Here is a 23,886-nt window from a genome sequence, read left to right on the forward strand (position 1 = left end):
TGCGCCAAGGAACGCTCTTTATGCGTGCAAATTTTCTAATGCGGCTTTTAAAGTGGGAAATTCAAATTGAAAGTTTTCTGTTAGTAAAACTTTAGGTAAAACATGCTGTCCTTCTAAAACGAGATTGCTTTTTTCACCTAATGCAATTTTTAGTAAAAATGATGGAGTTGGAAACCAATGAGGTCGCCCAAGAACTGAAGCAATTATTTCGCCTATTTGCTTCATCCGAACTGGATTAGGTGATGTTACATTAAATGGTCCAACTACATGATCATTTTCTAATACGAAACTTATTGCAGATGCGACATCTTTGACATGAATCCAAGAAACCCATTGTGAGCCAGAACCAACTGTACCACCTACAAAAAGTTTATATGGTAAAACCATTAGAGATAGTGCACCAGAATTCTTACCTAAAATAACACCGAAACGTGCCATTGCTACTCTAACCCCAAAGTTTTCTGCTTTTTGCGCTTCTTGTTCCCAGTGTCTGACGGTTTTACCTAAAAAGTCTTTTGCCACTTGAATGGAGCCTTCTGTGTAAGTTGCAGCTTTTGAAGATGGATAGATACCAATGGCACTGGCATTAATTAGTACTTTAGGTTTCACATCAAGTGTTTCAATAATACGTAGGACTTCTTTAGTGGCAGAGATACGACTGTCGTAGATGTCCTTTTTACGCTTATCTGTCCATCGACCTTCATTTAAAGAAGTACCAGCTAGATTAATAAAGGCATCTATACTTTGCAAATGTGCTTCAGGCATTGCATCTTCGGTAAGCCATTGTATAAAGTAAATGCCATTAGTTTTGTGGCTTTTTTTTCGTGTTAAAATAAAAATTTCATGACCTTGTTGTTGTAAAAGTTTTGTAAGCTCACTTCCTACAAAACCTGTACCACCTGTAATTGCAATTTTCATAATCTCGCCGTCCCTCCATGTAAGTTTTGTAAATAAACATGAACTACTTCAGTTAGAAAGCTCCAATTAAATAAAGTGTAATGGCTTTCTATCTATATGTATGCTTTCATTGTATGTAAGTATAGATGAAATGAAGGTAACAGAGAAAAGTTGTATACTATATTTTAGTGAAGGAGTGTTTCAATGACTCGAGTAATCACAAAAATTACGCGCCAAAAGAAAAATCAAGAGCGCTATAATATTTTTTTAAATGAAGAATATGCTTTTAGTGTCGATGAAACCATTCTAATTCAGTTTGGTCTGACAAAGGGTAAAGTGATAGAAGGGCTTGAACTAGACGAGATTGCCTTTGATGATGAAATTCAAAGAGCGTACAATCGTGCACTGAGCTTTCTGAGTTATCAAATGCGTAGTGAATATGAAGTGAGGAAGAAGCTTCTTGACTTAGAATTTGGAGAGGCTGTTATTCAAGAGGCTATTCAAAAACTAAATAAACATGGCTTTTTAAATGATGCAACATATACAATGGCACTACTTGAAACAAAGAAGAAGACTGCTAAAAAAGGTCCTCGGGCAATTAGACAAGATATGCAGAAAAAGGGTATAGATAAGAAATTACAAGAAGAAGTGCTTGAAACTTTTTCCGAGGAAGAGCAACTTAGTATTGCATTAAAGTTAGGCGAAAAAGTAGCTTTTTCTGAACGACGTAAAACACCGACTCAAGTAAAGCAGAAAATTCAAGATAACTTAATGCGTAAAGGATATTCGTTTGCGATAATAGAGCAAGTACTCGAACAAATCGAATTTTCACGAGAAGTTGATGAATGGCAACAAATGGTTCAGGTACAAGGTGATAAAGCGTGGCGTAAATATGCTACGAAATATAGTGGTTATGATCTGCATATGCGTGTAAAGCAAACACTATATCAAAAAGGGTTCCCAGCTGATATTATAGAAACTTTCATAGAAGAGAAGGAGCAAGATCATGGATAAAAAATATAGCGATATGACACCATCAGAATTACGCGAAGAGGTCGCAACATTAAAAGAAAAAGCGAGAAAAGCAGAGCAACTAGGTATTCTTAATGAATTTGCCGTTTATGAACGTAAAGCATTGATGGCTCAAGCATTTTTGTTGAATCCAGACGATTTTAAACCAGGTGAAATGTATCGTATAGAAGGTGATCCCGGAGTGTTCTTCCAATTGGAATACTTAAAAGGGCGCTTTGGATGGGGATATCGACTTGGCGGCGATCATTATGAAGAAGCTTTACCAATTTCAATGTTAACACCTTTAAAGGGGGGCATGTAATTGGAAGCTATAATAGATCAACTTGTATTAGAGTTAAAAGATAGCAATGAATTATTAACTGAAGAACGCGCTCGCGTGTGGATTGAATTATTGTGGTCTGATTTTGAAGCGACATACGCAAAAGCTGGTTATGATTATCAAGGAGCTGAAATGACTGAGAAGATTATTCGCCAATGGATCCAAGGTTATGGTCATCAGCTACATGAATTTGCAGGACGTAATCCAAAATACGCTCACTTATTAGAAGCAACTGACAACTGATTATAATAAACTGACCGCTACATTCAATATGTAGCGGTCAGTTTATTGAGGTTGTTTTTTTATTGATAACATTCTTAAAATGAGATAATTCATTACAAATGGAGACTGGTTCATAATCTAAATTGAGCAACTCCATCAGAGTCAGAAATATAGCGGTCTTAGGACGTGAATATTCTGCTAAATAACAATGGAGTGAGTTAGTGCAACAATCAATCAAGTTAGTGCAACAATCAATGGATATAGTGCAACAATCAGCAATGACAATGCAACAATCACCTGAGTTAGTGCAACAGTTGGACGAGCGCCTTCAGCATTTAAGCTATCCAGCTTCAGGCGCTAGCTGCTCGGGTCGTTTCAGTCGGGCGCTCAAAGTCAAAGAGCGACTTTGGCTTCCGCCTTCCAACGACCTCGCAGTTGAACGAGCGTCTTCAGCATTTAAGTTATTCCACAATCAGTTTCTTTTGTAGTTTATCTTCACTGAAGATCCAGCCTGTGTAGGATTGGACTACTTCGTGATTGTCGTTTAGTAGGGCGACGGCTACGAATGGATAGTGATTTTCGCTTCGATAACGTAGGTCGATTAATCGTACTTCATGATAATTATTTTCAAGCTCACTTACTTCCCAACGGTAAAGGGGTGAGAATGACACAAATGCAGCTAAATTGGAATCTTCTAATGCTGCGTGGAATAATGGAGTGTCTGGTAGTGGTTCGATTGGAAATTTATCGTATATGGTGATAGAGCGCCCATATGCTCGTCCGACGTAGTGAGTCGAGCTTGAGTTGGCTGCAACACGCCATTGGAAAAAGCGCATTGTAGGTGAGAGTATTATTTTTTCGGCACCTGGTATGGTCTTTTTGACAGCATGCTTAACGGCTTGCTGTAAGGTAAAGCGGATTAAATAGTAAACCACAATAATGCAATATAAACTGGCCATCGTCCAAACGGGATTGAAGCCAAACGCCCATAGCATAAGTGCTAATACATGTAAGCTGAAAATTATAGGATCGAACGTGTTAATAACACCGAGTGCAATCCACTTTTTTGATATTGGCCGTAGTGCCTGTGTTCCATAAGCATTAAAAATATCTACAAAAACGTGAAGAAAAACGGCCAAAAATGTCCAAAGCCATAGATGTAATATATTGGCGCCTTGAAATAACAAAGAAAATACCCCTGTAATCAAAATAGGCCATAATATAATTGCGGGAATAGAATGTGTAATCCCACGGTGGTTTCGTATATAGACTGCATTATTGCGCAGTTTTAAAACTGTATCGATATCGGGTGCTTGTGATCCAATGATTGTTGCTGTAATAACTGCAGCTGTTGTCATGGAACTACCTGCTACAACTGGGTCAGCTAATGCTAAACCACCTAGTGCAATACCCATTACTAAATGTGTACCTGAATCCAAAAATAATCAGCTCCTTAAATATTGGGAGAGAAATTGTTTCAAATTTACAAGTTGAAATTATCGGTTGGTTTACATTTTATAGCTTTATACATTTTTAAAATAAATCGAAAATACCTAGGAGGAAAAAGTGTACTATCAATATAAACATCAATTCCAACAAGCATTAGTCGAGTGGTTTAAAAAAGAAAAACGAGATTTACCGTGGAGAAGAACAAATGACCCTTATAAAATTTGGGTATCAGAAGTAATGCTTCAACAGACAAGAGTCGACACGGTTATCCCATATTATGAACGATTCCTTAGTGAATTTCCAACAATTCGACATTTGGCGGAAGCCCCAGAGGAGAAGTTGTTGAAGCAATGGGAAGGGCTAGGGTACTATTCACGTGCGCGTAATTTACAAGCAGGCGTTCGAGAAGTAGTTGAAAATTACAATAGTAAAGTGCCCGATAATCGCCCAGAAATTTCAAAATTAAAAGGCGTTGGACCATATACTGCAGGAGCGGTACTTAGTATTGCCTATAATAAAGCAGAGCATGCTGTTGATGGCAATGTTATGCGTGTTCTTAGCCGAGTTTTACTAATAGAAGAAGATATTGCACTGCCAAAGACGAAGAAAACGTTTGAAAATGCAGTTATGGAACTCATTGATCCAATTCATCCATCCGAATTTAATCAAGGGTTGATGGAGTTAGGTGCTATGATCTGTACTCCAACTTCTCCTAAGTGCTTATTATGCCCAGTACGCGAATTTTGTACAGCCTTTAATGAGGGGAATCCGGAGAAGCTACCTATTAAAACGAAAAAAATAAAGATGAAACATATGCCTTATGATGTGTTTGTTGTGAGAAATACTAAAGGCCAATTTTTAATTGAAAAGCGTCCTGAAAAAGGCCTGCTAGCAAATATGTGGCAATTTCCAATGATTGAACAGATTGCAGATAACGATACTACAAACGAAACGACATTAGCTGAACAATATAGCTTAAGTTTATTATCACGCGAAAAATTAACTTCATTCAAACATATTTTTTCTCATTTAACTTGGCATATTGAAAGTTACTTTGTTGGTTGTGAAGTGCAACAGGTTATACCTGATAATTGTCAATGGTTCACGGTTGAAGAGATGGGTGTGTTACCAATGCCAGTTCCAATGCAAAAAGTGTGGCAAAGTTATCAAATCGAAATGTCCAATTTATAAAGGAAATATTACCAAGAATAAAATTCTCCAAGCTACGCAAATTAGATAGCACGGAGGTGATTTCCATGAAAAAGAATCAAAATGGTGCAAACAACCCGCAAAACAATGCGCAAAACAATGCACAAAACATGTTTGAGGAGTTTGGAGCTGAAACTGATTTCAACGAAGTAGCGAAGCAAAATAATAAAGCTGAGCAAAACAAGCAAAAAGCTTCGGGTAAATATGCTAAGAATAATCAAAACAACTCGAACTAATCATGGGTTACTCTCTAATGAGCGAAGGCTTTTGGCCTTCGCTTATTTTTTGCTACAAGTTTTTATTCATGATTGTTATAATGTTAAGCAAAGAGCGCTTTTCCAATAAGTGTTTATCGAAAAGGTGGGCATTAACATGGCGATTCCATTAGAAGGTGAAACAATACAAATACATAGTTATAAACACAATGGCCGTATCCACCGTGTCTGGCAAGAAACGATGGTATTGAAAGGCACAAAAAATATAGTCATCGGAGCGAATGAACGCACACTCGTAACGGAAGCAGATGGTCGAACATGGTTAACACGTGAACCATCCATTTGCTACTTTCATGCGGAGCACTGGTTTAATATTATTTGTATGTTGAGAGAAGATGGAGTATATTACTACTGTAATATGAGCTCTCCATTTGTTTTTGATAATAACGCTATTAAGTATATTGACTATGATTTAGATGTAAAGGTGTTTCCCGATATGTCTTATACTTTACTTGATGAAGATGAGTATGAACAACACAAGCAGGAAATGAGTTATCCATCTGTAATTGATCAAATATTAAAATCAAATGTTGATAAATTACTTAGTTGGATTCAACAAAGACGTGGACCATTTGCGCCTGACTTTATAGATGCTTGGACTAGCCGTTATCAATTTCAAAGAAAGCTTCATGATAATGACTAATAAATGCCTGTTGGTGAAAACCAGCAGGCTTTTCGCTTGAAAAGGGAGTGACTTTTTGGACAGTATTAAACGTTATATGCGCTTCGTAAAGCCTTATAATTGGGAGATTTTATTAACACTAGTTATAGGAATTGTTAAATTTGCAATTCCATTATTTATTCCGATATTAATCAAAATTGTAATTGATGATATCGTGATGGCTAAAGATTTGACAAGTGATGAAAAAACAATACAGCTATTTTATTGGCTAGGTGGGACAGCAGTTGTATTTTTCATTTTACGACCACCAATAGAATATTATCGACAATATTTTGCTCAGCATGTAAGTAATAAGATATTATATGATATTCGCAAGGAATTGTATGGACATCTTCAAAAACTAAGCATGAACTATTACGCAAATTCACGTGCTGGAGAAATCATTTCACGTGTCATCAATGATGTAGAACAAACAAAGAACTTTATTATGACTGGTCTGATGAATGTTTGGCTGGACTTAGCAACGATTCTAATCGCTATTGGGATAATGCTAACATTAGATGTGAAGCTGACATTAGTAACGCTAATTGTCTTTCCGTTATATGCGTTTTGTGTAAAATATTTCTTTGGTAGACTGCGTGATTTAACACGTAAACGTTCACAAGCATTAGCAGGAGTGCAAAGCTATTTACATGAACGTGTTCAAGGAATGAGTATTATTAAAAGCTTCACTTTAGAGAAGCATGAACAGAAAATTTTCGATGAGACAAACGGAGAATTTTTGGATAAGGCACTTGATCAAACTAAGTGGAATGCTAAAGCTTTTGCTGTAATCAATACGATTACTGAAGTAGCGCCGTTACTTGTTATTGGTTTTGCAGGATATATGGTTATTCAAGGACCACTTTCTGTTGGTGCGATGGTAGCGTTTGTTGCTTATATCGATCGCCTTTATGGACCGTTACGTAGGCTTGTAACTTCGTCAACAACACTTACGCAATCAATTGCCTCTATGGACCGCGTATTTGAGTTAATAGATGAAAAGTATGATGTAGAAGATCAGCCAAATGCAACTACACTACCTCCACTACAAGGAGATGTGAAATTTGAAAATGTATCATTCCGTTATACTGATGATGAGCAAAATGTATTGAACAATGTGAGTTTTAACATTCAATCAGGTCAAACGATTGCGCTGGTCGGAATGAGTGGTGGTGGTAAATCCACGATAGTTGGATTAATACCTCGATTTTACGATGTGGTGGAAGGCGCTATAAAAGTTGATGGAATTGATATTAAAAAGGCGACAATTCATTCGCTACGTTCACAAATCGGAATCGTACTTCAAGATAACATTCTATTTAGTGATTCAGTTAAATCGAATATTTTAATGGGGCGTCCAAATGCGTCAGATGAGGAAGTAATAACAGCAGCCAAAGCCGCTAATGCTCATGATTTCATCATGTCATTACCAGAAGGTTATGATACTAAGGTTGGAGAACGTGGTGTTAAATTATCTGGTGGACAAAAACAACGAGTTGCTATTGCCAGAGTCTTTTTGAAAAACCCACCAATCCTTATCTTGGATGAAGCAACATCAGCTCTAGATTTAGAAAGTGAATCATTAATTCAAGAATCATTAGACAAGTTAGCACATGATAGAACAACAATCGTCGTAGCTCATCGTTTATCAACAATCACACATGCAGATCGAATTTTAGTTATAGACCATGGTGAACTAAAAGAACAAGGTACACATGAGCAGTTGATAAAGCAACAGGGCATTTATCACAATTTGTTCCATATGCAAAGGCTAGATGCATAATAGGACTGTGAAATAGCATAAAATAAAGACTTCTCGTTTATGGGGAGTCTTTATTTTTTTGTCATAAAAATACTTAACAATGAAAAGTATTGCATTTTTTTAAATTAACAGTATAAAATAGATAAAAAGATTTGAATATTTAGAAAATATCGAATTATTGAATTTTGGGAGGGACTATATGAGTGATCGTAAAGAATTACTACGAGTGAGAGGACTCCAGACGACATTTTTCACAGATGATGGTGAAATCCCTGCAGTAGATAATATTGATTTTTCAATAAGAGAAGGTGAAATACTTGGCATTGTTGGAGAGTCGGGTTGTGGTAAGAGTGTAAGTGCTCTATCAATTATGGGGCTTGTCCCATCTCCGCCAGGAAAAATTACAGGTGGCCAAATTGAGTTTAATGGCAAGGATTTAACTAAGCTTTCTCAAAAAGAAATGCGTAAAGTACGTGGCAAAGATATTGCGATGATTTTCCAAGAACCAATGACTTCATTAAATCCGCTTTTTACAATAGGGAATCAGTTGATGGAGGCGATATTAATCCATCAAAAAGATTGGTCAAAAAAACAGGCTAGAAATCGTGCGATTGAAATGATGAAGTTAGTAGGTTTACCAAGAGCAGAAGAATTGATTAAAGAATATCCTCATCAATTATCTGGTGGTATGCGTCAGCGTGTGATGATAGCAATGGCACTTGTCTGTGATCCGAAGGTGCTCATAGCAGATGAACCAACAACAGCGTTAGACGTAACGATTCAAGCACAAATTTTACAATTGATGAAAGACTTAAATGAACGGTTGAATACAGCCGTTATGATGATTACACATGATTTAGGCGTTGTGGCAGAAACTTGTGAGCGAGTTGTTGTTATGTATGGCGGGCAAGTAGTAGAGGAGGGGCCTGTCAAATTAATATTCAATGATCCACAACATCCATATACAAAAGGACTTATTCAATCTGTACCTGATATGCGCTTTAAAAAAGAGCGGTTATATTCTATACCCGGAAACGTGCCGAAACCGGGATCTGTTCGTACTGGTTGTCGTTTTGCTGCTCGTTGTGAGTTTGCATTTGAGCAATGTAATGTAGAAAATCCGAATCTATATCAAACAAGCCCAGAACATAAGACGAGATGCTTCTTGCACGAAAGAAAGGAGGTGTCTGCAGTTGACAGAGCCGTTGTTGAAAGTTAAAGGATTGAAGAAATACTTTCCAATTCGTCAAGGGATGCTTGGAAAAGTATCTGGTCAAGTAAAGGCAGTTGATGATGTTTCCTTTTATGTGAATGAAGGTGAAACACTTGGGATTGTGGGAGAGTCTGGCTGCGGGAAATCTACTACAGGACGTATGCTTATGAGATTGCTAGAGCCAACAGAAGGAAGCATTGAATTTGATGGTAAGTTACTATCCGACTTATCGAAAGAGGAAATGCGTAAGGCTCGTCGTGAAATTCAAATGGTTTTCCAAGATCCTTATGCTTCACTAAATCCTAGGCACTCAATAGGTAAAATTCTAGAGGAACCTCTAGTTGTTCATGGTATTGGAGATGCAAAGGAACGTAAGAAAAAGGTCAATGAGTTCCTTGAAATTGTAGGGCTCAGTAGCTACCATGCAAGACGATATCCACACCAATTTAGTGGGGGACAGAGGCAACGTATTGGTATAGCAAGAGCATTAATGACAAATCCAAAATTGATTATTGCAGATGAACCTGTATCAGCTTTAGACGTTTCGATTCAAGCTCAAGTTTTAAATTTAATGCAAGATCTGCAAAAAGATTTAAAGCTTACTTATATATTCATAGCGCATGATTTAGGGGTTGTTCGTCATATTAGTGACCGTGTAGGGGTAATGTATTTAGGGAAGATGGTTGAGTTGGCAGATAGTGAATCGTTATATGGTAAGCCATTGCATCCATATACTCAGGCTTTATTATCAGCAGTTCCGGTACCAGATCCAAACTTTACGCGGGAGCAAATATTGATAACAGGCGATATTCCAAGCCCATCAAATCCTCCTGCGGGATGTACTTTCCATACAAGATGCCCATTTAAAATGGATACTTGTGCTGAAACAGTACCTGTATTAAAGGAAGTTGAGAAAGGTCATTCTGTTGCTTGTCATTTATATAATGATCAAGGTCAACAATGATAATAGAGCAAAGTGTGGAGGGGTTATGTATATGAGGAAAAAGAGATGGTTAGCTTTAGGCTTGATGTTATTGCTAGTATTGTCTACAGCATTAGCAGCATGTTCATCCGATAAAAAGGATGATGTTAAGGGTGGCGAGAAAGGCGGCGGAGAGCAAAAAGAAAAAACGTTAGTCTTTGGTCGTGGGGGAGATTCTGTAACACTTGATCCTATTGGTACTACAGAGGGAGAGACTTACAAAGTAACAGAGAACTTATATGAAAAACTAATCAACTTTGGTGATCAAGATACAACATTAAATCCAGGTTTAGCTAAGTCTTGGAAGGCAGCTAAAGATGGTTTAAGTTACACATTTGACTTACAAGAAGGCGTAAAATTCCATGATGGAACAGACTTCAACGCTGATGCAGTAGTGAAAAATTTTGAGCGTTGGATGAACGGTGATGCAGAAAAATTCCCTTACTTTAAATCAGTATTTGGCGGATTCAAAGATGAAAAGGGTCTAGTAATCAAATCTGTGAAAGCTGACGGCGATTTAAAAGTGGTTATCACTTTAAAACAACCTCAAGCTCCATTCTTGAAAAACCTTGCAATGAGCCCATTCGCTATTGCGAGCCCGACGGCATTCGAAAAGTTTGGTGATAAATTTGGTGATAATCCTGTAGGTACTGGACCATTCAAATTTGTCTCTTGGAAACGCAACGATTCAATAACAATCGAGAAGAATCCTAATTACTGGCAAGAAGGCTTACCGAAACTAGATAAAGTAGTATTCCGTTCTATGAAAGACAACTCTGCTCGTTTAAATGCTTTAATTAAAGGTGAAATCGATTTAGCAGATGGTATTAGTCCGTCGGATGCAGCATCGATTGAAAGTAATGCAGATTTACAATTACTTAAACGTCCATCAATGAACATTGGTTATCTTGGTTTGACCGTAACGCGACCACCTTTTGATAATGTAAAAGTTCGTCAAGCGATGAACTATGCAATCGATAAGCAAGCAATTGTTGATGCTTTCTTCGAAGGTCAAGCTGAAGTTGCGAAAAACCAAATGCCGTCATTAATCAGTGGCTACAATGACGATGTTAAAGGCTATGAATATGATCCAGAAAAAGCTAAAGCTCTATTAAAAGAAGCTGGCTATGATGGTAAGGAAATCGAGTTGTGGGCAATGCCTGTACCACGTCCGTATATGCCAGATGGCCAAAAAATTGCTGAAGCAATTCAAAAGAACTTAGCTGACGTTGGTATGAAGAGTAAAATTGTTTCATATGAATGGGGCGTATATTTAGAAAAAGCTGAAAAAGGGGAAGCAGATGCATTCTTACTTGGCTGGACTGGTGATAACGGAGATGCGGATAACTTCTTATATGCGCTTCTTGATGAGGATAGCATCGGTAGTAATAACTACACTTACTACAAAAATCCTAAAACTCACAAATTATTAATTAAAGCTCAAGCAGAAGTAGATGAAGAGAAACGTAATGCGTTATACAAAGAAGTCCAAGAAATCTTTAATGAAGAAGCACCTTGGGTTCCACTTGCTCACTCTACACCACTTTTAGCTAGTAAGTCAGATGTCATTAACTTATTACCACACCCAACTGGTTCTGACAGATTAGAAAAAGTAGATTTTAAATAAGCTAGACAACTAAACTACGCCTTTCGCTTACTTGGCGGAAGGCGAGTTTTTTCAAACAAGAGTTATTCAACATGATGAGATGGAGAGGTGAAGAGAGTGCTTCAATATATTGGAAAAAGGCTATTGCAGTTAATCCCGGTTTTGCTCGGAATGACCTTTATTGTATTTTTAATAATACGTGCAATTCCAGGTGATCCTGCTCAAGTAATTTTAGGACAGCATGCTACAAAAGAAGCGAGAGAGGCATTGCGAGCAAGCCTAGGATTAGATAACCCTTGGTATATTCAGTACTTTAATTATTTAGGTAATCTATTGACAGGTGATTTAGGCGAGTCGATGCGTACGAAAGCAACAGTATCAAGCGAATTGTGGCCTTATTTAGGCGCTACTTTTGAATTGGCTCTTTTTGCAATGATTTTAGCAGTAATCATTGGAGTAAATGCAGGAATTGTTTCAGCGTGGTTCCAAAATTCTTGGTTTGATTATTTTGCAATGATTTTAGCGCTTATCGGTGTATCTATGCCTATTTTCTGGTTAGGTTTAATGGGGCAGTGGGTATTTGGTGTTCAAATGGATTTACTCCCGACATCAGGTAGAGAGGATGCCAGGAATCCTGTCGATCCTATTACATACTTGTATGTTGTAGATACAATAATTCATGGTCGATATGATCAGCTTTGGGATGTAGTAAAACATTTAATATTACCTGCAGTTGCATTAGCGACTATCCCAATGGCAATTATTGCAAGAATGACTCGGTCAAGTATGCTCGAAGTGATGCGTTCAGATTATGTTCGAACAGCACGAGCTAAAGGGCAAAATATGTTCTGGGTTGTTTATAAACATGCTCTCAAAAATGCTATCATTCCTGTATTAACAGTAATTGGTTTGCAAATGGGACTACTATTAGGTGGGGCTATCTTAACAGAGACTATCTTTAGTTGGCCTGGTATTGGTCGCTACATTTACGATGCTATTGGATACCGCGATTATCCAGTTATACAATCTGGTATTTTAGTGATCGCTTTTGTTTTTGTAATGATCAATTTAATTGTAGATATTTTATATAGTTTTATAGATCCGAGGATTAAATATGACTAAGAAGGGGGGAGTCCGATATGTCTGAAATGGCACCGAATGCAACTATAGATGTAGTGATTAAACAAGATCAATCGGTTGGTCCATGGAAAGAAGCGTGGCGTAGCTTTAAGAAAAGTAAAGCTGCGCTAGTAGGGGCAGTAATTGTTGTGTTCTTCATCCTTCTAGCTATAGTTGGTCCATTGTTTGTTCCAGAAGGAATTAATGAACAAGTGTTAAAGGATCGTTTACAGCCACCCTCAGCTGATCATTGGTTTGGTACAGATGATTTTGGGCGAGACATTTTTTCACGAGTCGTTCACGGCGCTAGAATATCACTTTGGGTTGGTTTTTTCTCGGTTATTGGTTCAGTTGTAGTAGGAAGTATGTTGGGGATTATTGCTGGTTATTATGGCCGATGGATTGATACAATCATCTCACGAATTTTTGATATTATGTTGGCGTTCCCAAGTATATTACTAGCTATTGCTGTTGTATCAATACTTGGGCCATCTTTGCAAAATGCTTTAATTGCCATTGCAATTATTAATGTTCCGAACTTTGGAAGACTTATTCGTTCGAAGGTGCTTAGCATTAAACAGGAAGAATATATAATATCTGCAAAAGCGATTGGAATGAAGGATGGGCGTATTCTCTTTTCGCATATTTTACCGAATTCCATGACGCCGGTTATTGTGCAAGGAACACTTGCAATTGCTTCTGCAATTATTGAAGCGGCTGCACTTGGCTTCCTTGGACTTGGAGCAGAAGCACCTACTCCAGAGTGGGGTAAAATGCTAGCAGATGCACGTATCTATTTAATCAATGCCCCGTGGACTATGATTTTCCCGGGTTTAGCGATTATGCTAACTGTTCTAGGGTTTAACTTAATGGGTGATGGGTTAAGAGACGCACTTGATCCTAAAATGAAAAACTAAATGATAAAGCATCCAATGTGTCGATTAAATCGATACATTGGATGCTTTTTTTAGAATATGCTGTCTTCAATTTCAAGTTTGATTTCATCACCGTGATGATTTTGATACGACATTATAAGGGTATCTAGATGCTCTAAGTTTTCCTCGTAATCTAAAATACGAGAGAGTATATGCAGTAAGTGATAACTTGAAAATTCTTCGTCCTCATCATTTTCGCGTGCAATTGCAATTTGTTCTGCGAAAATATCCATTACTTCGTTTCTTTGTAAATACTCCTCTTGGCCAATCCATGCCTTATGTTCTGGTTTAAGTTTCCCTGAATACTTCAAAAAGAGCTGTTCGTGATAGGTGAGTAGGAAATCTAAACGTTCTTGAATCATAATATGAAACTGCTCAGGAAGTTTTGACAACTCGTTTTCATGTAGATGAAGTCTTTGCAAAACTTCTAAACTTTTTTTGGATGTTGTAATCATTTGTCTGTAAACGACGAGCTTTCTTGCTTTTACATGTCTTTCATTTTTTATATATCTACGTTCTTCCTTATAAAATGAATACAATTGGTTGAGCTTTAAATAATGCTCTTTTAACTTTCTCAAAGATTGTTTCGTTGATGTATGTTCAGATGCTTGACGAACAGCAAGACGTGTCCAGCGAATAATTTCATCCTGCAATAGATGGATTGAATGAAATAATTTTGTTTCATAACGAGGTGGTAAAAAGACAAGGTTTACGACAAAAGCTGCAAGTACCCCGATGAGTACTGTAACAAATCGAATCAAACCGAAAGTAAGAAAATCATCACCTTGGACTTCTAAAATCGCAATGACGGTTACAAGAGATAAGGAAATACAATTTTCCAAACCAAGTCGAATGACGATAGAAATAGTTATGATGGCAGCTAAACCAACAGCTACATATTGATGGCCGAATAATAAACCAAATGATACAGCGATTGCAGCGCCAATTAAATTCGATTGTACTTGTTCTAAAATTGTTAAATAAGAGCGATAAATTGATGGTTGGATTGCGAAAATAGCAGCAATGCCAGCAAAGACGGGCGATGGCAAGTTAAGCAAATTTGCAATATACAGTGCAAATACAATTGCTACACCTGTTTTTAAAATACGGGCACCTAATTTCATTTGAAATGGGTAACCTCTCTTTCTGTATACTAGTATTCCGCTACTTTAACTGATTACCTAAAAATGGTCAACAACGGATTATCCATGAGCTTAATTAACTTATGCTGATAACCTATAGTGTAGACAAAAAAACGACGTTTCTTCAAAAAATTGATACAATTATTGTAAAAGTGAACAGGAGGAAAAAATATGACAGTACTAGAAGGTCAACAAGCACCAAATTTCACATTAAAAAATGAGCAAGGTGAACTGGTATCACTTGCAGATTACAATGGAAAAAAATCAGTTGTGCTATATTTCTATCCAAAAGATATGACACCAGGCTGCACTACAGAAGCGTGTGATTTTAGAGATTATTACGGTGATTTTTCGGATTTAAATACTGTTATTTTAGGTGTAAGCCCTGATAATGAAAAACGACATGAGAAATTTATAGAAAAGCATGGCTTACCATTTTCGTTATTAGTGGATGAGGATCATGCTGTTGCGGAAGAATACGGCGTTTGGAAATTGAAGAAAATGTATGGTCGTGAATATATGGGGATTGAACGCACTACTTTTATAATAGATGAAAATGGGGTAGTTATTAAAGAGTGGCGAAAAGTTCGGGTGAAGGGACATATTGAAGCAGTCCTAACTTATATACGTGAGAAGGGAGAGTAATAGATGAAGGTATATTTTACATTTGATCCGAGGCCAGATTTAAAAGAGGGACTCCTACAAGATTTTCCTACTATTGAGTTTATCTTTCATGAAAAAATAGATTATGCTGTTTTAAAAGAGGCAGAAGTTGTTGTCACTTATGGCGAAGATCTTGGAGAACAGCACATCAGTATAGCAGAGAAGTTAAAATGGATCATGGTCGCTTCTGCAGGGATCGAGAAGATGCCTCAAAAGGAAATCGCTGAGCGTGGTATTGTTGTTTCAAATGTGCGTGGTATTCATAAAATTCCAATGGCAGAATCTGTTCTAGCACATATTCTATCATATAAACGTGGTCTAGCATGGATATATGAACAAGAGAAGAAAGCAGAATGGAGCCGCAAGTCGAAAGCTACAGAGCTTCATGGTTCAACGGCACTCATTTTAGGACCTGGCGCAATTGGTTCAGAGATTGGACGATTGTTGCAAGCTTTTGGTGTACATACAATAGGGTGTAATCGTTCAGGACATAAGGCAGATTACATGGATGATATGATTTCTTTTAGTACTTTGCAAAAGGCTTTACCGAGTGCGGATATAGTTATTTCTGTTTTGCCAAGTACACCCGATACACGTCATTTATTACAAAGCGAACATTTCGAAGCGATGAAAGACAGTGCTTTATTCATGAACTTTGGCCGCGGAGACTTAGTGTCAACGGATGTTTTGATGGATGCGTTAAATGAAGGAAGAATCGCACATGCGATATTGGACGTATATGAAGAAGAACCTCTACCATCAGATCATCTTTTTTGGCAGATGACTAATGTAACTGTTTCACCTCATGTCTCAAGCCACTCTTCAAGATATTTGGAGCGTAGTTTAGAAATTTTCAAACCTAACTTAAAAAAATGGTTAGAGGGAGAGTCAGAGCTCATTAACAAAATGGATATTACTAAGGGGTACTAATCAAGAACTTTTATAGTTAATGGAGAAAGTATCATTCATGTAAAGCAATTGAGAATGCTATTAGGGATAAAATGATAAATTTATGCTAATTTATACTAATTTTCGATTGATAATAAACAACACCTTATTAATACACGAACAAAGAAGTGACTTGTGGATGGATATGTTGACATTTGCCCTAGTTGTTAAGTAAACTAATTATAACAATTATAAACTAATAATTTTTATGAATTGAGGTGCATGGCGATGACTGAGGTGCAATTAAAAAGCGCTCTAGACACGCTAAAGACAACTGGCGTAAGGATTACTCCCCAACGTCATGCTATTTTAGAGTACTTAATCGAATCAATGTCACATCCAACAGCTGATGAAATATACAAAGCACTTGAAGGGAAATTCCCTAATATGAGTGTAGCAACGGTTTATAATAATCTACGTGTATTCCGAGAATCAGGGTTAGTAAAAGAATTAACTTACGGGGATAGCGCAAGTCGTTTTGATTTTGTTACAAATAAGCATTATCACATTATTTGTGAAGGCTGTGGAAAAATCGTAGACTTCCATTACCCAGGGCTTGATGAGGTTGAACATTTCGCCGCTCATGTCACTGGTTTCAAAATCAATTCACACCGTATGGAGATTTACGGAACTTGTCCAACATGTACTGAACAAGCTACGAAAGTTCAATAAGAAAGGGAGCTACTTAACTGTCAACAATGACACATAGGTAGCTTCTTTTTATGGTAAACTATGTAATGCTTTTTTTATAAAAAAACCTCGTTACAATTTAGTAACGAGGCGAAGGCATTAATCTTTATGCTTTGTGCGATTGTTTAGTGATTGATCAAATTCTTGTCCCTCTAATGAAGGATCTAAAGTAAGTGGTTCATTGCAATACATACACATATCTACACGGCCAAGAACTTTCGTGTGTTTATGGCAACCCGGACATTCTACTAATACTGCTCGAGTTGAAAGGAATCCAATCCATCCATAAACAAAAGTACTTCCAAGAACACAGAGGATACCTAGCGTCATGAAGATAATAACTAACCATTGGTGTTCTCTGAAGAAAATGGCACCGTACATGATGATAAACCCAATAAATATGAGAGATAAAGCAAATGAACGGATTTTATTTATCTTGTTTTTATATGGTTTCATTTGTAAGCCTCCTAATCTACAACATACTATAACACAAAATGATATCGTAATATGAAGTGAAAGTTTTATGCAGGAATCTTATTATTGCTGTCGAAAGTTTAAGACAGAGTAAATTGACTATTGACTATAGGAGGATCATTATGGAGCAGTTACTACGACCCATATACCAAGAACGAGCAAGTCACCCAAATACAATAGGTGTAATTTTAATAGAAAAAAGGGAAGAAGTTAGCCCGATAACAGATACATTTGATACGATTCTTCTTATTATAACAAAACAAAGTGAGCGACCTGTCTTTACAAAACACTATACATTTAAAGATAAGAAGGCTGCTATGCATATTATTTCTGAGAAGCAGTTAAATAAATGGTTATTAGTAGGAACTAATAAGAAGATAGTAGATTGGCTATTCTTTGGAAAAGTATTATTTGATCGTAATGAGTATCTTTCTAATTTAAAAAAGGAACTGAAAGAGTTCCCTTTCTATGGTCGGAAAATCAAAATGGGTATTGAGTTTGCAAAGTTAATTCGCAGATACTTAGAAGGCAAAGTATGCTTCGAAGAGAAAAATTACTTAGATGCATATAATCATGTTGTTGAATCATTGCATCATTTAGCGCGTCTTGCTGTAATGGATAGAGGACTGTACCCTGAGGTTACAGTATGGTCGCAAGTAAAACAAATTGATCCAGCCATTTATAAATTATATGAAGAACTTATTACGAGTGAAGAATCATTGGATAAACGATTAGAGCTATTATTTTTAGCAAGTGAGTTCTTCATTCATTCCCGTACTGCAGATGGAGCAACGCATGTTATAGAAGTAATGTCTCAGAAAGACTTCTGGACAATACAAGAATTGCATGAACAAGAGGAGCTCAAAAACTATTCAGTTAACCTTGAAGTTTTCATCGAATATTTAATAGACAAAGGATATATCTCTGTAGAGCGTGTAGAAACTAAGGGGAATAACATATATCATAGAGATTATAAGGTTGAAGAAATTGCTGATTAGTTGTATAGTAATTGAGGCGTTCAAAACGCCTCAAAATTCTTTTTGAAAAAGTGTTGACATATGTATCGATACTATTGTATTATATTAATTGTCGCTAAGACATGTTGTTAAAACTTAAAACTTTCACTCAAATAACTTTTTCAAAAAAGTTATTGACACAGAAAGTGAATGATGTTAAGATATTAAAGTCGCTGCCGCAAGCAACGACGTCAACAACAAAATGAACCTTGAAAACTGAACATGCAAGACGTTAATCAATAAATGTTTTTGGACACCAACTCCGTTGGTGGATCAAAACAAAAATAGATATCATCTTCGGATGATACGCTAGCAAAGCTAATGAGCTTTCAAACTACTTTTATGGAGAGTTTGATCCTGGCTCAGGACGAACGCTGGCGGCGTGCCTAATACATGCAAGTCGAGCGAATGATGAAGAAGCTTGCTTCTTCTGATTTAGCGGCGGACGGGTGAGTAACACGTGGGCAACCTACCTAGTAGATTGGGATAACTCCGGGAAACCGGGGCTAATACCGAATAATCCATTTTGTCACATGGTAAAATGCTGAAAGGCGGTTTCGGCTGTCACTACTAGATGGGCCCGCGGTGCATTAGCTAGTTGGTGGGGTAATGGCCTACCAAGGCAACGATGCATAGCCGACCTGAGAGGGTGATCGGCCACATTGGGACTGAGACACGGCCCAAACTCCTACGGGAGGCAGCAGTAGGGAATCTTCCACAATGGACGAAAGTCTGATGGAGCAACGCCGCGTGAGTGATGAAGGTTTTCGGATCGTAAAACTCTGTTGTAAGGGAAGAACAAGTACGTTAGTAACTGAACGTACCTTGACGGTACCTTATTAGAAAGCCACGGCTAACTACGTGCCAGCAGCCGCGGTAATACGTAGGTGGCAAGCGTTGTCCGGATTTATTGGGCGTAAAGCGCGCGCAGGTGGTTTCTTAAGTCTGATGTGAAAGCCCACGGCTCAACCGTGGAGGGTCATTGGAAACTGGGAGACTTGAGTGCAGAAGAGGAAAGTGGAATTCCAAGTGTAGCGGTGAAATGCGTAGAGATTTGGAGGAACACCAGTGGCGAAGGCGACTTTCTGGTCTGTAACTGACACTGAGGCGCGAAAGCGTGGGGAGCAAACAGGATTAGATACCCTGGTAGTCCACGCCGTAAACGATGAGTGCTAAGTGTTAGGGGGTTTCCGCCCCTTAGTGCTGCAGCTAACGCATTAAGCACTCCGCCTGGGGAGTACGGCCGCAAGGTTGAAACTCAAAGGAATTGACGGGGGCCCGCACAAGCGGTGGAGCATGTGGTTTAATTCGAAGCAACGCGAAGAACCTTACCAGGTCTTGACATCCCAATGACCGCTCTAGAGATAGAGTTTTCCCTTCGGGGACATTGGTGACAGGTGGTGCATGGTTGTCGTCAGCTCGTGTCGTGAGATGTTGGGTTAAGTCCCGCAACGAGCGCAACCCTTGATCTTAGTTGCCATCATTTAGTTGGGCACTCTAAGGTGACTGCCGGTGACAAACCGGAGGAAGGTGGGGATGACGTCAAATCATCATGCCCCTTATGACCTGGGCTACACACGTGCTACAATGGACGATACAAAGAGTCGCTAACTCGCGAGGGTATGCTAATCTCATAAAATCGTTCTCAGTTCGGATTGTAGGCTGCAACTCGCCTACATGAAGCCGGAATCGCTAGTAATCGTGGATCAGCATGCCACGGTGAATACGTTCCCGGGCCTTGTACACACCGCCCGTCACACCACGAGAGTTTGTAACACCCGAAGTCGGTGAGGTAACCTTTATGGAGCCAGCCGCCGAAGGTGGGATAGATGATTGGGGTGAAGTCGTAACAAGGTAGCCGTATCGGAAGGTGCGGCTGGATCACCTCCTTTCTAAGGATAATTACGGAAACAGATCTTGGATCTGTCGATTAACGTCTTGCGTTCAGTTTTGAAGGTTCATACTTCAATTATATATTTTCCCAAAAGGGGCCTATAGCTCAGCTGGTTAGAGCGCACGCCTGATAAGCGTGAGGTCGATGGTTCGAGTCCATTTAGGCCCACCATATTTTCTTTTCGGGGCCTTAGCTCAGCTGGGAGAGCGCCTGCCTTGCACGCAGGAGGTCAGCGGTTCGATCCCGCTAGGCTCCACCAATATTGTTCTTTGAAAACTGGATAAAACGACATTGAAGCAAATTAAGTAACACATTTTTTATTATTAAGTTTTTTAGGCTTAATAACTAACTTTTAGGTTAAGTTATTAAGGGCGCATGGCGGATGCCTTGGCACTAGGAGCCGAAGAAGGACGGCACTAACACCGATATGCTTCGGGGAGCTGTAAGTGAGCTTTGATCCGGAGATTTCCGAATGGGGGAACCCACTGTTCGTAATGGAGCAGTATCTTGACGTGAATACATAGCGTCTTGATGGCAGACCCAGGGAACTGAAACATCTAAGTACCTGGAGGAAGAGAAAGAAAAATCGATTCCCTGAGTAGCGGCGAGCGAAACGGGAATAGCCCAAACCAAGAGGCTTGCCTCTTGGGGTTGTAGGACACTCTATATGGAGTTACAAAGGAATGAGTTAAACGAAGCGGTCTGGAAAGGCCCGCCAGAGCAGGTAACAGCCCTGTAGTTGAAAGTTCATTCTCTCTTGAGTGTATCCTGAGTACGGCGGAACACGTGAAATTCCGTTGGAATCTGGGAGGACCATCTCCCAAGGCTAAATACTACCTAGTGACCGATAGTGAACCAGTACCGTGAGGGAAAGGTGAAAAGCACCCCGGAAGGGGAGTGAAATAGATCCTGAAACCATGTGCCTACAAGTAGTTAGAGCCCGTTAATGGGTGATAGCGTGCCTTTTGTAGAATGAACCGGCGAGTTACGATTACATGCGAGGTTAAGTTTTAGAAGACGGAGCCGTAGCGAAAGCGAGTCTGAATAGGGCGAATGAGTATGTGGTTGTAGACCCGAAACCAGGTGATCTACCCATGTCCAGGGTGAAGGTAAGGTAACACTTACTGGAGGCCCGAACCCACGTACGTTGAAAAGTGCGGGGATGAGGTGTGGGTAGCGGAGAAATTCCAATCGAACCTGGAGATAGCTGGTTCTCTCCGAAATAGCTTTAGGGCTAGCCTCGTGATAGAGAATCCTGGAGGTAGAGCACTGTTTGAACTAGGGGTCCATCCCGGATTACCGAATTCAGACAAACTCCGAATGCCAGTGATTTATGCACGGGAGTCAGACTGCGAGTGATAAGATCCGTAGTCAAAAGGGAAACAGCCCAGACCACCAGCTAAGGTCCCAAAGTAATTGTTAAGTGGAAAAGGATGTGACGTTGCTTAGACAACCAGGATGTTGGCTCAGAAGCAGCCATCATTTAAAGAGTGCGTAATAGCTCACTGGTCGAGTGACGCTGCGCCGAAAATGTATCGGGGCTAAACAATTCACCGAAGCTGTGGATGGACATCTTAGATGTCCGTGGTAGGAGAGCGTTCTAAGTGCTGTGAAGTCAGACCGGAAGGACTGGTGGAGCGCTTAGAAGTGAGAATGCCGGTATGAGTAGCGAAAGACGGGTGAGAATCCCGTCCACCGAATGACTAAGGTTTCCTGAGGAAGGCTCGTCCGCTCAGGGTTAGTCGGGACCTAAGCCGAGGCCGATAGGCGTAGGCGATGGACAACAGGTTGATATTCCTGTACCACCTATTTACCATTTGAGCAATGGGGGGACGCAGTAGGATAGGGTAAGCATGCTGTTGGTTATGCATGTTCAAGCAGTGAGGCGTGAAATGAGGCAAATCCCATTTCTATAACGTTGAGCTGTGATGACGAGGACGTATGTCCGGAGTTCCTGATTTCACACTGCCAAGAAAAGCCTCTAGCGAGGTAAAAGGTGCCCGTACCGCAAACCGACACAGGTAGTCGAGGAGAGAATCCTAAGGTGTGCGAGAGAACTCTCGTTAAGGAACTCGGCAAAATGACCCCGTAACTTCGGGAGAAGGGGTGCTCTAGTAGGGTGAAAGCCCGAGAGAGCCGCAGTGAATAGGCCCAGGCGACTGTTTAGCAAAAACACAGGTCTCTGCAAAACCGTAAGGTGACGTATAGGGGCTGACGCCTGCCCGGTGCTGGAAGGTTAAGAGGAGTGCTTAGCGCAAGCGAAGGTGCGAATTGAAGCCCCAGTAAACGGCGGCCGTAACTATAACGGTCCTAAGGTAGCGAAATTCCTTGTCGGGTAAGTTCCGACCCGCACGAAAGGCGTAACGATCTGGGCACTGTCTCAACGAGAGACTCGGTGAAATTATAGTACCTGTGAAGATGCAGGTTACCCGCGACAGGACGGAAAGACCCCGTGGAGCTTTACTGTAGCCTGATATTGAATTTTGATACAGCTTGTACAGGATAGGTAGGAGCCAGAGATTCCGGAGCGCCAGCTTCGGAGGAGGCGTTGGTGGGATACTACCCTAGCTGTATTGAACTTCTAACCCATGCCCCTTAGCGGGGTAGGAGACAGTGTCAGGCGGGCAGTTTGACTGGGGCGGTCGCCTCCTAAAGAGTAACGGAGGCGCCCAAAGGTTCCCTCAGAATGGTTGGAAATCATTCGTAGAGTGTAAAGGCATAAGGGAGCTTGACTGCGAGACCTACAAGTCGAGCAGGGTCGAAAGACGGGCTTAGTGATCCGGTGGTTCCGCATGGAAGGGCCATCGCTCAACGGATAAAAGCTACCCCGGGGATAACAGGCTTATCTCCCCCAAGAGTCCACATCGACGGGGAGGTTTGGCACCTCGATGTCGGCTCATCGCATCCTGGGGCTGTAGTCGGTCCCAAGGGTTGGGCTGTTCGCCCATTAAAGCGGTACGCGAGCTGGGTTCAGAACGTCGTGAGACAGTTCGGTCCCTATCCGTCGTGGGCGTAGGAAATTTGAGAGGAGCTGTCCTTAGTACGAGAGGACCGGGATGGACACACCGCTGGTGTACCAGTTGTTCTGCCAAGGGCATCGCTGGGTAGCTATGTGTGGACGGGATAAGTGCTGAAAGCATCTAAGCATGAAGCCCCCCTCAAGATGAGATTTCCCATTACGCAAGTAAGTAAGATCCCTCAAAGACGATGAGGTAGATAGGTTCGAGGTGGAAGTGTGGCGACATACGGAGCTGACGAATACTAATAGATCGAGGACTTAACCAAATTTTACTTAACAAACTTCAATGTAATTTATCCAGTTTTGAGAGAATAATAAAAAACTTTTCTAAAATAGCAAAAAACACTTGCTAAAAT

Annotated in this window: 20 protein-coding genes, 2 tRNA genes and 2 rRNA genes; 20 read left to right on the forward strand and 4 right to left on the reverse strand. The window is 39.7% G+C overall.

The features are described from left to right. Positions 1-18: 18 nt before the first annotated feature. The gene (locus tag ACZLO7_RS03790; protein ID WP_464941188.1) at positions 19-918 is read right to left on the reverse strand and encodes a TIGR01777 family oxidoreductase; all 900 of its coding nucleotides are present in this window, start codon (positions 916-918) and stop codon (positions 19-21) included. A gap of 183 nt (positions 919-1,101) precedes the next feature. Between ACZLO7_RS03790 and recX the strand changes: the two genes are divergently transcribed. The 3 genes from recX to ACZLO7_RS03805 are packed head-to-tail and all read left to right on the forward strand — an operon-like array spanning position 1,102 to position 2,491. Then, positions 1,102-1,911, forward strand: a complete 810-nt coding sequence (recX, locus tag ACZLO7_RS03795; protein ID WP_464941189.1) for a recombination regulator RecX — start codon at positions 1,102-1,104, stop codon at positions 1,909-1,911. After that, positions 1,904-2,230, forward strand: coding sequence for a YfhH family protein (locus ACZLO7_RS03800; RefSeq protein WP_464941190.1), 327 nt, complete (start codon positions 1,904-1,906; stop codon positions 2,228-2,230). The genes recX and ACZLO7_RS03800 overlap by 8 nt, the downstream gene beginning before the upstream one ends. Further along, positions 2,231-2,491: a YfhJ family protein gene (locus ACZLO7_RS03805; protein WP_464941191.1), complete on the forward strand. Its 261-nt coding sequence runs from the start codon at positions 2,231-2,233 to the stop codon at positions 2,489-2,491. Positions 2,492-2,931: 440 nt separating this feature from the next. On the opposite strand, the gene ACZLO7_RS03810 is transcribed toward ACZLO7_RS03805, so the two are convergent. Next, positions 2,932-3,909: a metal-dependent hydrolase gene (locus ACZLO7_RS03810; RefSeq protein WP_464941192.1), complete on the reverse strand. Its 978-nt coding sequence runs from the start codon at positions 3,907-3,909 to the stop codon at positions 2,932-2,934. A 127-nt stretch (positions 3,910-4,036) separates the two neighbouring features. On the opposite strand from ACZLO7_RS03810, the gene mutY reads away from it, so the two are divergent. From mutY to ACZLO7_RS03855, 9 genes are all read left to right on the forward strand, one after another. After that, on the forward strand, positions 4,037-5,110 hold the full coding sequence (mutY, locus tag ACZLO7_RS03815; RefSeq protein ID WP_464941193.1) for an A/G-specific adenine glycosylase: 1,074 nt from the start codon (positions 4,037-4,039) through the stop codon (positions 5,108-5,110). A gap of 65 nt (positions 5,111-5,175) precedes the next feature. After that, positions 5,176-5,364 carry a gamma-type small acid-soluble spore protein gene (locus ACZLO7_RS03820; RefSeq protein ID WP_464941194.1) on the forward strand — a complete coding sequence of 63 codons (189 nt, stop codon included), beginning with the start codon at positions 5,176-5,178 and terminating at the stop codon, positions 5,362-5,364. A gap of 136 nt (positions 5,365-5,500) precedes the next feature. Further along, positions 5,501-6,046 carry a nucleoside tri-diphosphate phosphatase gene (gene ntdP / locus ACZLO7_RS03825; protein ID WP_464941195.1) on the forward strand — a complete coding sequence of 182 codons (546 nt, stop codon included), beginning with the start codon at positions 5,501-5,503 and terminating at the stop codon, positions 6,044-6,046. A 55-nt stretch (positions 6,047-6,101) separates the two neighbouring features. After that, positions 6,102-7,850: an ABC transporter ATP-binding protein gene (locus tag ACZLO7_RS03830; RefSeq protein ID WP_464941196.1), complete on the forward strand. Its 1,749-nt coding sequence runs from the start codon at positions 6,102-6,104 to the stop codon at positions 7,848-7,850. A 178-nt stretch (positions 7,851-8,028) separates the two neighbouring features. Next, entirely contained in the window at positions 8,029-9,048 is a 1,020-nt protein-coding gene (locus ACZLO7_RS03835) for an ABC transporter ATP-binding protein (RefSeq protein WP_464941197.1), read from the forward strand. Next, positions 9,023-10,006, forward strand: coding sequence for an ABC transporter ATP-binding protein (locus tag ACZLO7_RS03840; protein ID WP_464941198.1), 984 nt, complete (start codon positions 9,023-9,025; stop codon positions 10,004-10,006). Before ACZLO7_RS03835 ends, ACZLO7_RS03840 begins: the two co-directional genes overlap by 26 nt. Positions 10,007-10,037: 31 nt before the next feature. Next, on the forward strand, positions 10,038-11,651 hold the full coding sequence (locus ACZLO7_RS03845; protein WP_464941199.1) for an ABC transporter substrate-binding protein: 1,614 nt from the start codon (positions 10,038-10,040) through the stop codon (positions 11,649-11,651). Positions 11,652-11,747: 96 nt separating this feature from the next. Continuing rightward, the gene (locus ACZLO7_RS03850; RefSeq protein WP_464941200.1) at positions 11,748-12,752 is read left to right on the forward strand and encodes an ABC transporter permease; all 1,005 of its coding nucleotides are present in this window, start codon (positions 11,748-11,750) and stop codon (positions 12,750-12,752) included. Positions 12,753-12,769: 17 nt separating this feature from the next. Then, on the forward strand, positions 12,770-13,666 hold the full coding sequence (locus tag ACZLO7_RS03855) for an ABC transporter permease (RefSeq protein WP_464941201.1): 897 nt from the start codon (positions 12,770-12,772) through the stop codon (positions 13,664-13,666). A 50-nt stretch (positions 13,667-13,716) separates the two neighbouring features. On the opposite strand, the gene ACZLO7_RS03860 is transcribed toward ACZLO7_RS03855, so the two are convergent. Next, positions 13,717-14,808 (reverse strand): FUSC family protein, encoded by a 1,092-nt coding sequence (locus ACZLO7_RS03860; RefSeq protein ID WP_464941202.1) that lies wholly within the window; start codon positions 14,806-14,808, stop codon positions 13,717-13,719. Positions 14,809-14,997: 189 nt separating this feature from the next. On the opposite strand from ACZLO7_RS03860, the gene bcp reads away from it, so the two are divergent. The 3 genes from bcp to perR all read left to right on the forward strand — a co-directional run bounded on the left by bcp (position 14,998) and on the right by perR (position 17,109). Further along, complete coding sequence (bcp, locus tag ACZLO7_RS03865) at positions 14,998-15,471, forward strand: thioredoxin-dependent thiol peroxidase (RefSeq protein ID WP_464941204.1); 474 nt, start codon at positions 14,998-15,000, stop codon at positions 15,469-15,471. A 3-nt stretch (positions 15,472-15,474) separates the two neighbouring features. After that, positions 15,475-16,419 (forward strand): D-2-hydroxyacid dehydrogenase, encoded by a 945-nt coding sequence (locus tag ACZLO7_RS03870; RefSeq protein WP_464941205.1) that lies wholly within the window; start codon positions 15,475-15,477, stop codon positions 16,417-16,419. Positions 16,420-16,665: 246 nt separating this feature from the next. Next, positions 16,666-17,109 carry a peroxide-responsive transcriptional repressor PerR gene (perR, locus tag ACZLO7_RS03875; RefSeq protein WP_464941206.1) on the forward strand — a complete coding sequence of 148 codons (444 nt, stop codon included), beginning with the start codon at positions 16,666-16,668 and terminating at the stop codon, positions 17,107-17,109. A gap of 117 nt (positions 17,110-17,226) precedes the next feature. Here perR and ACZLO7_RS03880 read toward each other — a convergent pair whose 3' ends face one another. Further along, positions 17,227-17,583 (reverse strand): YgzB family protein, encoded by a 357-nt coding sequence (locus ACZLO7_RS03880; protein WP_464941207.1) that lies wholly within the window; start codon positions 17,581-17,583, stop codon positions 17,227-17,229. A gap of 140 nt (positions 17,584-17,723) precedes the next feature. Between ACZLO7_RS03880 and ACZLO7_RS03885 the strand changes: the two genes are divergently transcribed. The 5 genes from ACZLO7_RS03885 to ACZLO7_RS03905 all read left to right on the forward strand — a co-directional run bounded on the left by ACZLO7_RS03885 (position 17,724) and on the right by ACZLO7_RS03905 (position 23,796). Next, a complete protein-coding gene (locus ACZLO7_RS03885; protein WP_464941208.1) occupies positions 17,724-18,599 on the forward strand; it encodes a nucleotidyltransferase-like protein in 876 nt (291 codons plus the stop codon). A gap of 357 nt (positions 18,600-18,956) precedes the next feature. Further along, positions 18,957-20,509, forward strand: a 16S ribosomal RNA gene (locus tag ACZLO7_RS03890). 96 nt (positions 20,510-20,605) lie between these two features. After that, positions 20,606-20,682: transfer RNA gene (locus ACZLO7_RS03895), tRNA-Ile, on the forward strand. Positions 20,683-20,694: 12 nt separating this feature from the next. Next, a tRNA-Ala gene (locus ACZLO7_RS03900) sits at positions 20,695-20,770 on the forward strand. Positions 20,771-20,866: 96 nt separating this feature from the next. Then, positions 20,867-23,796: ribosomal RNA gene (locus ACZLO7_RS03905) — 23S ribosomal RNA — on the forward strand. The 16S and 23S rRNA genes sit together here with 2 tRNA genes alongside, the layout of an rRNA operon. Positions 23,797-23,886 lie beyond the last annotated feature (90 nt).

This window comes from Viridibacillus sp. d25.2, from assembly GCF_055456015.2.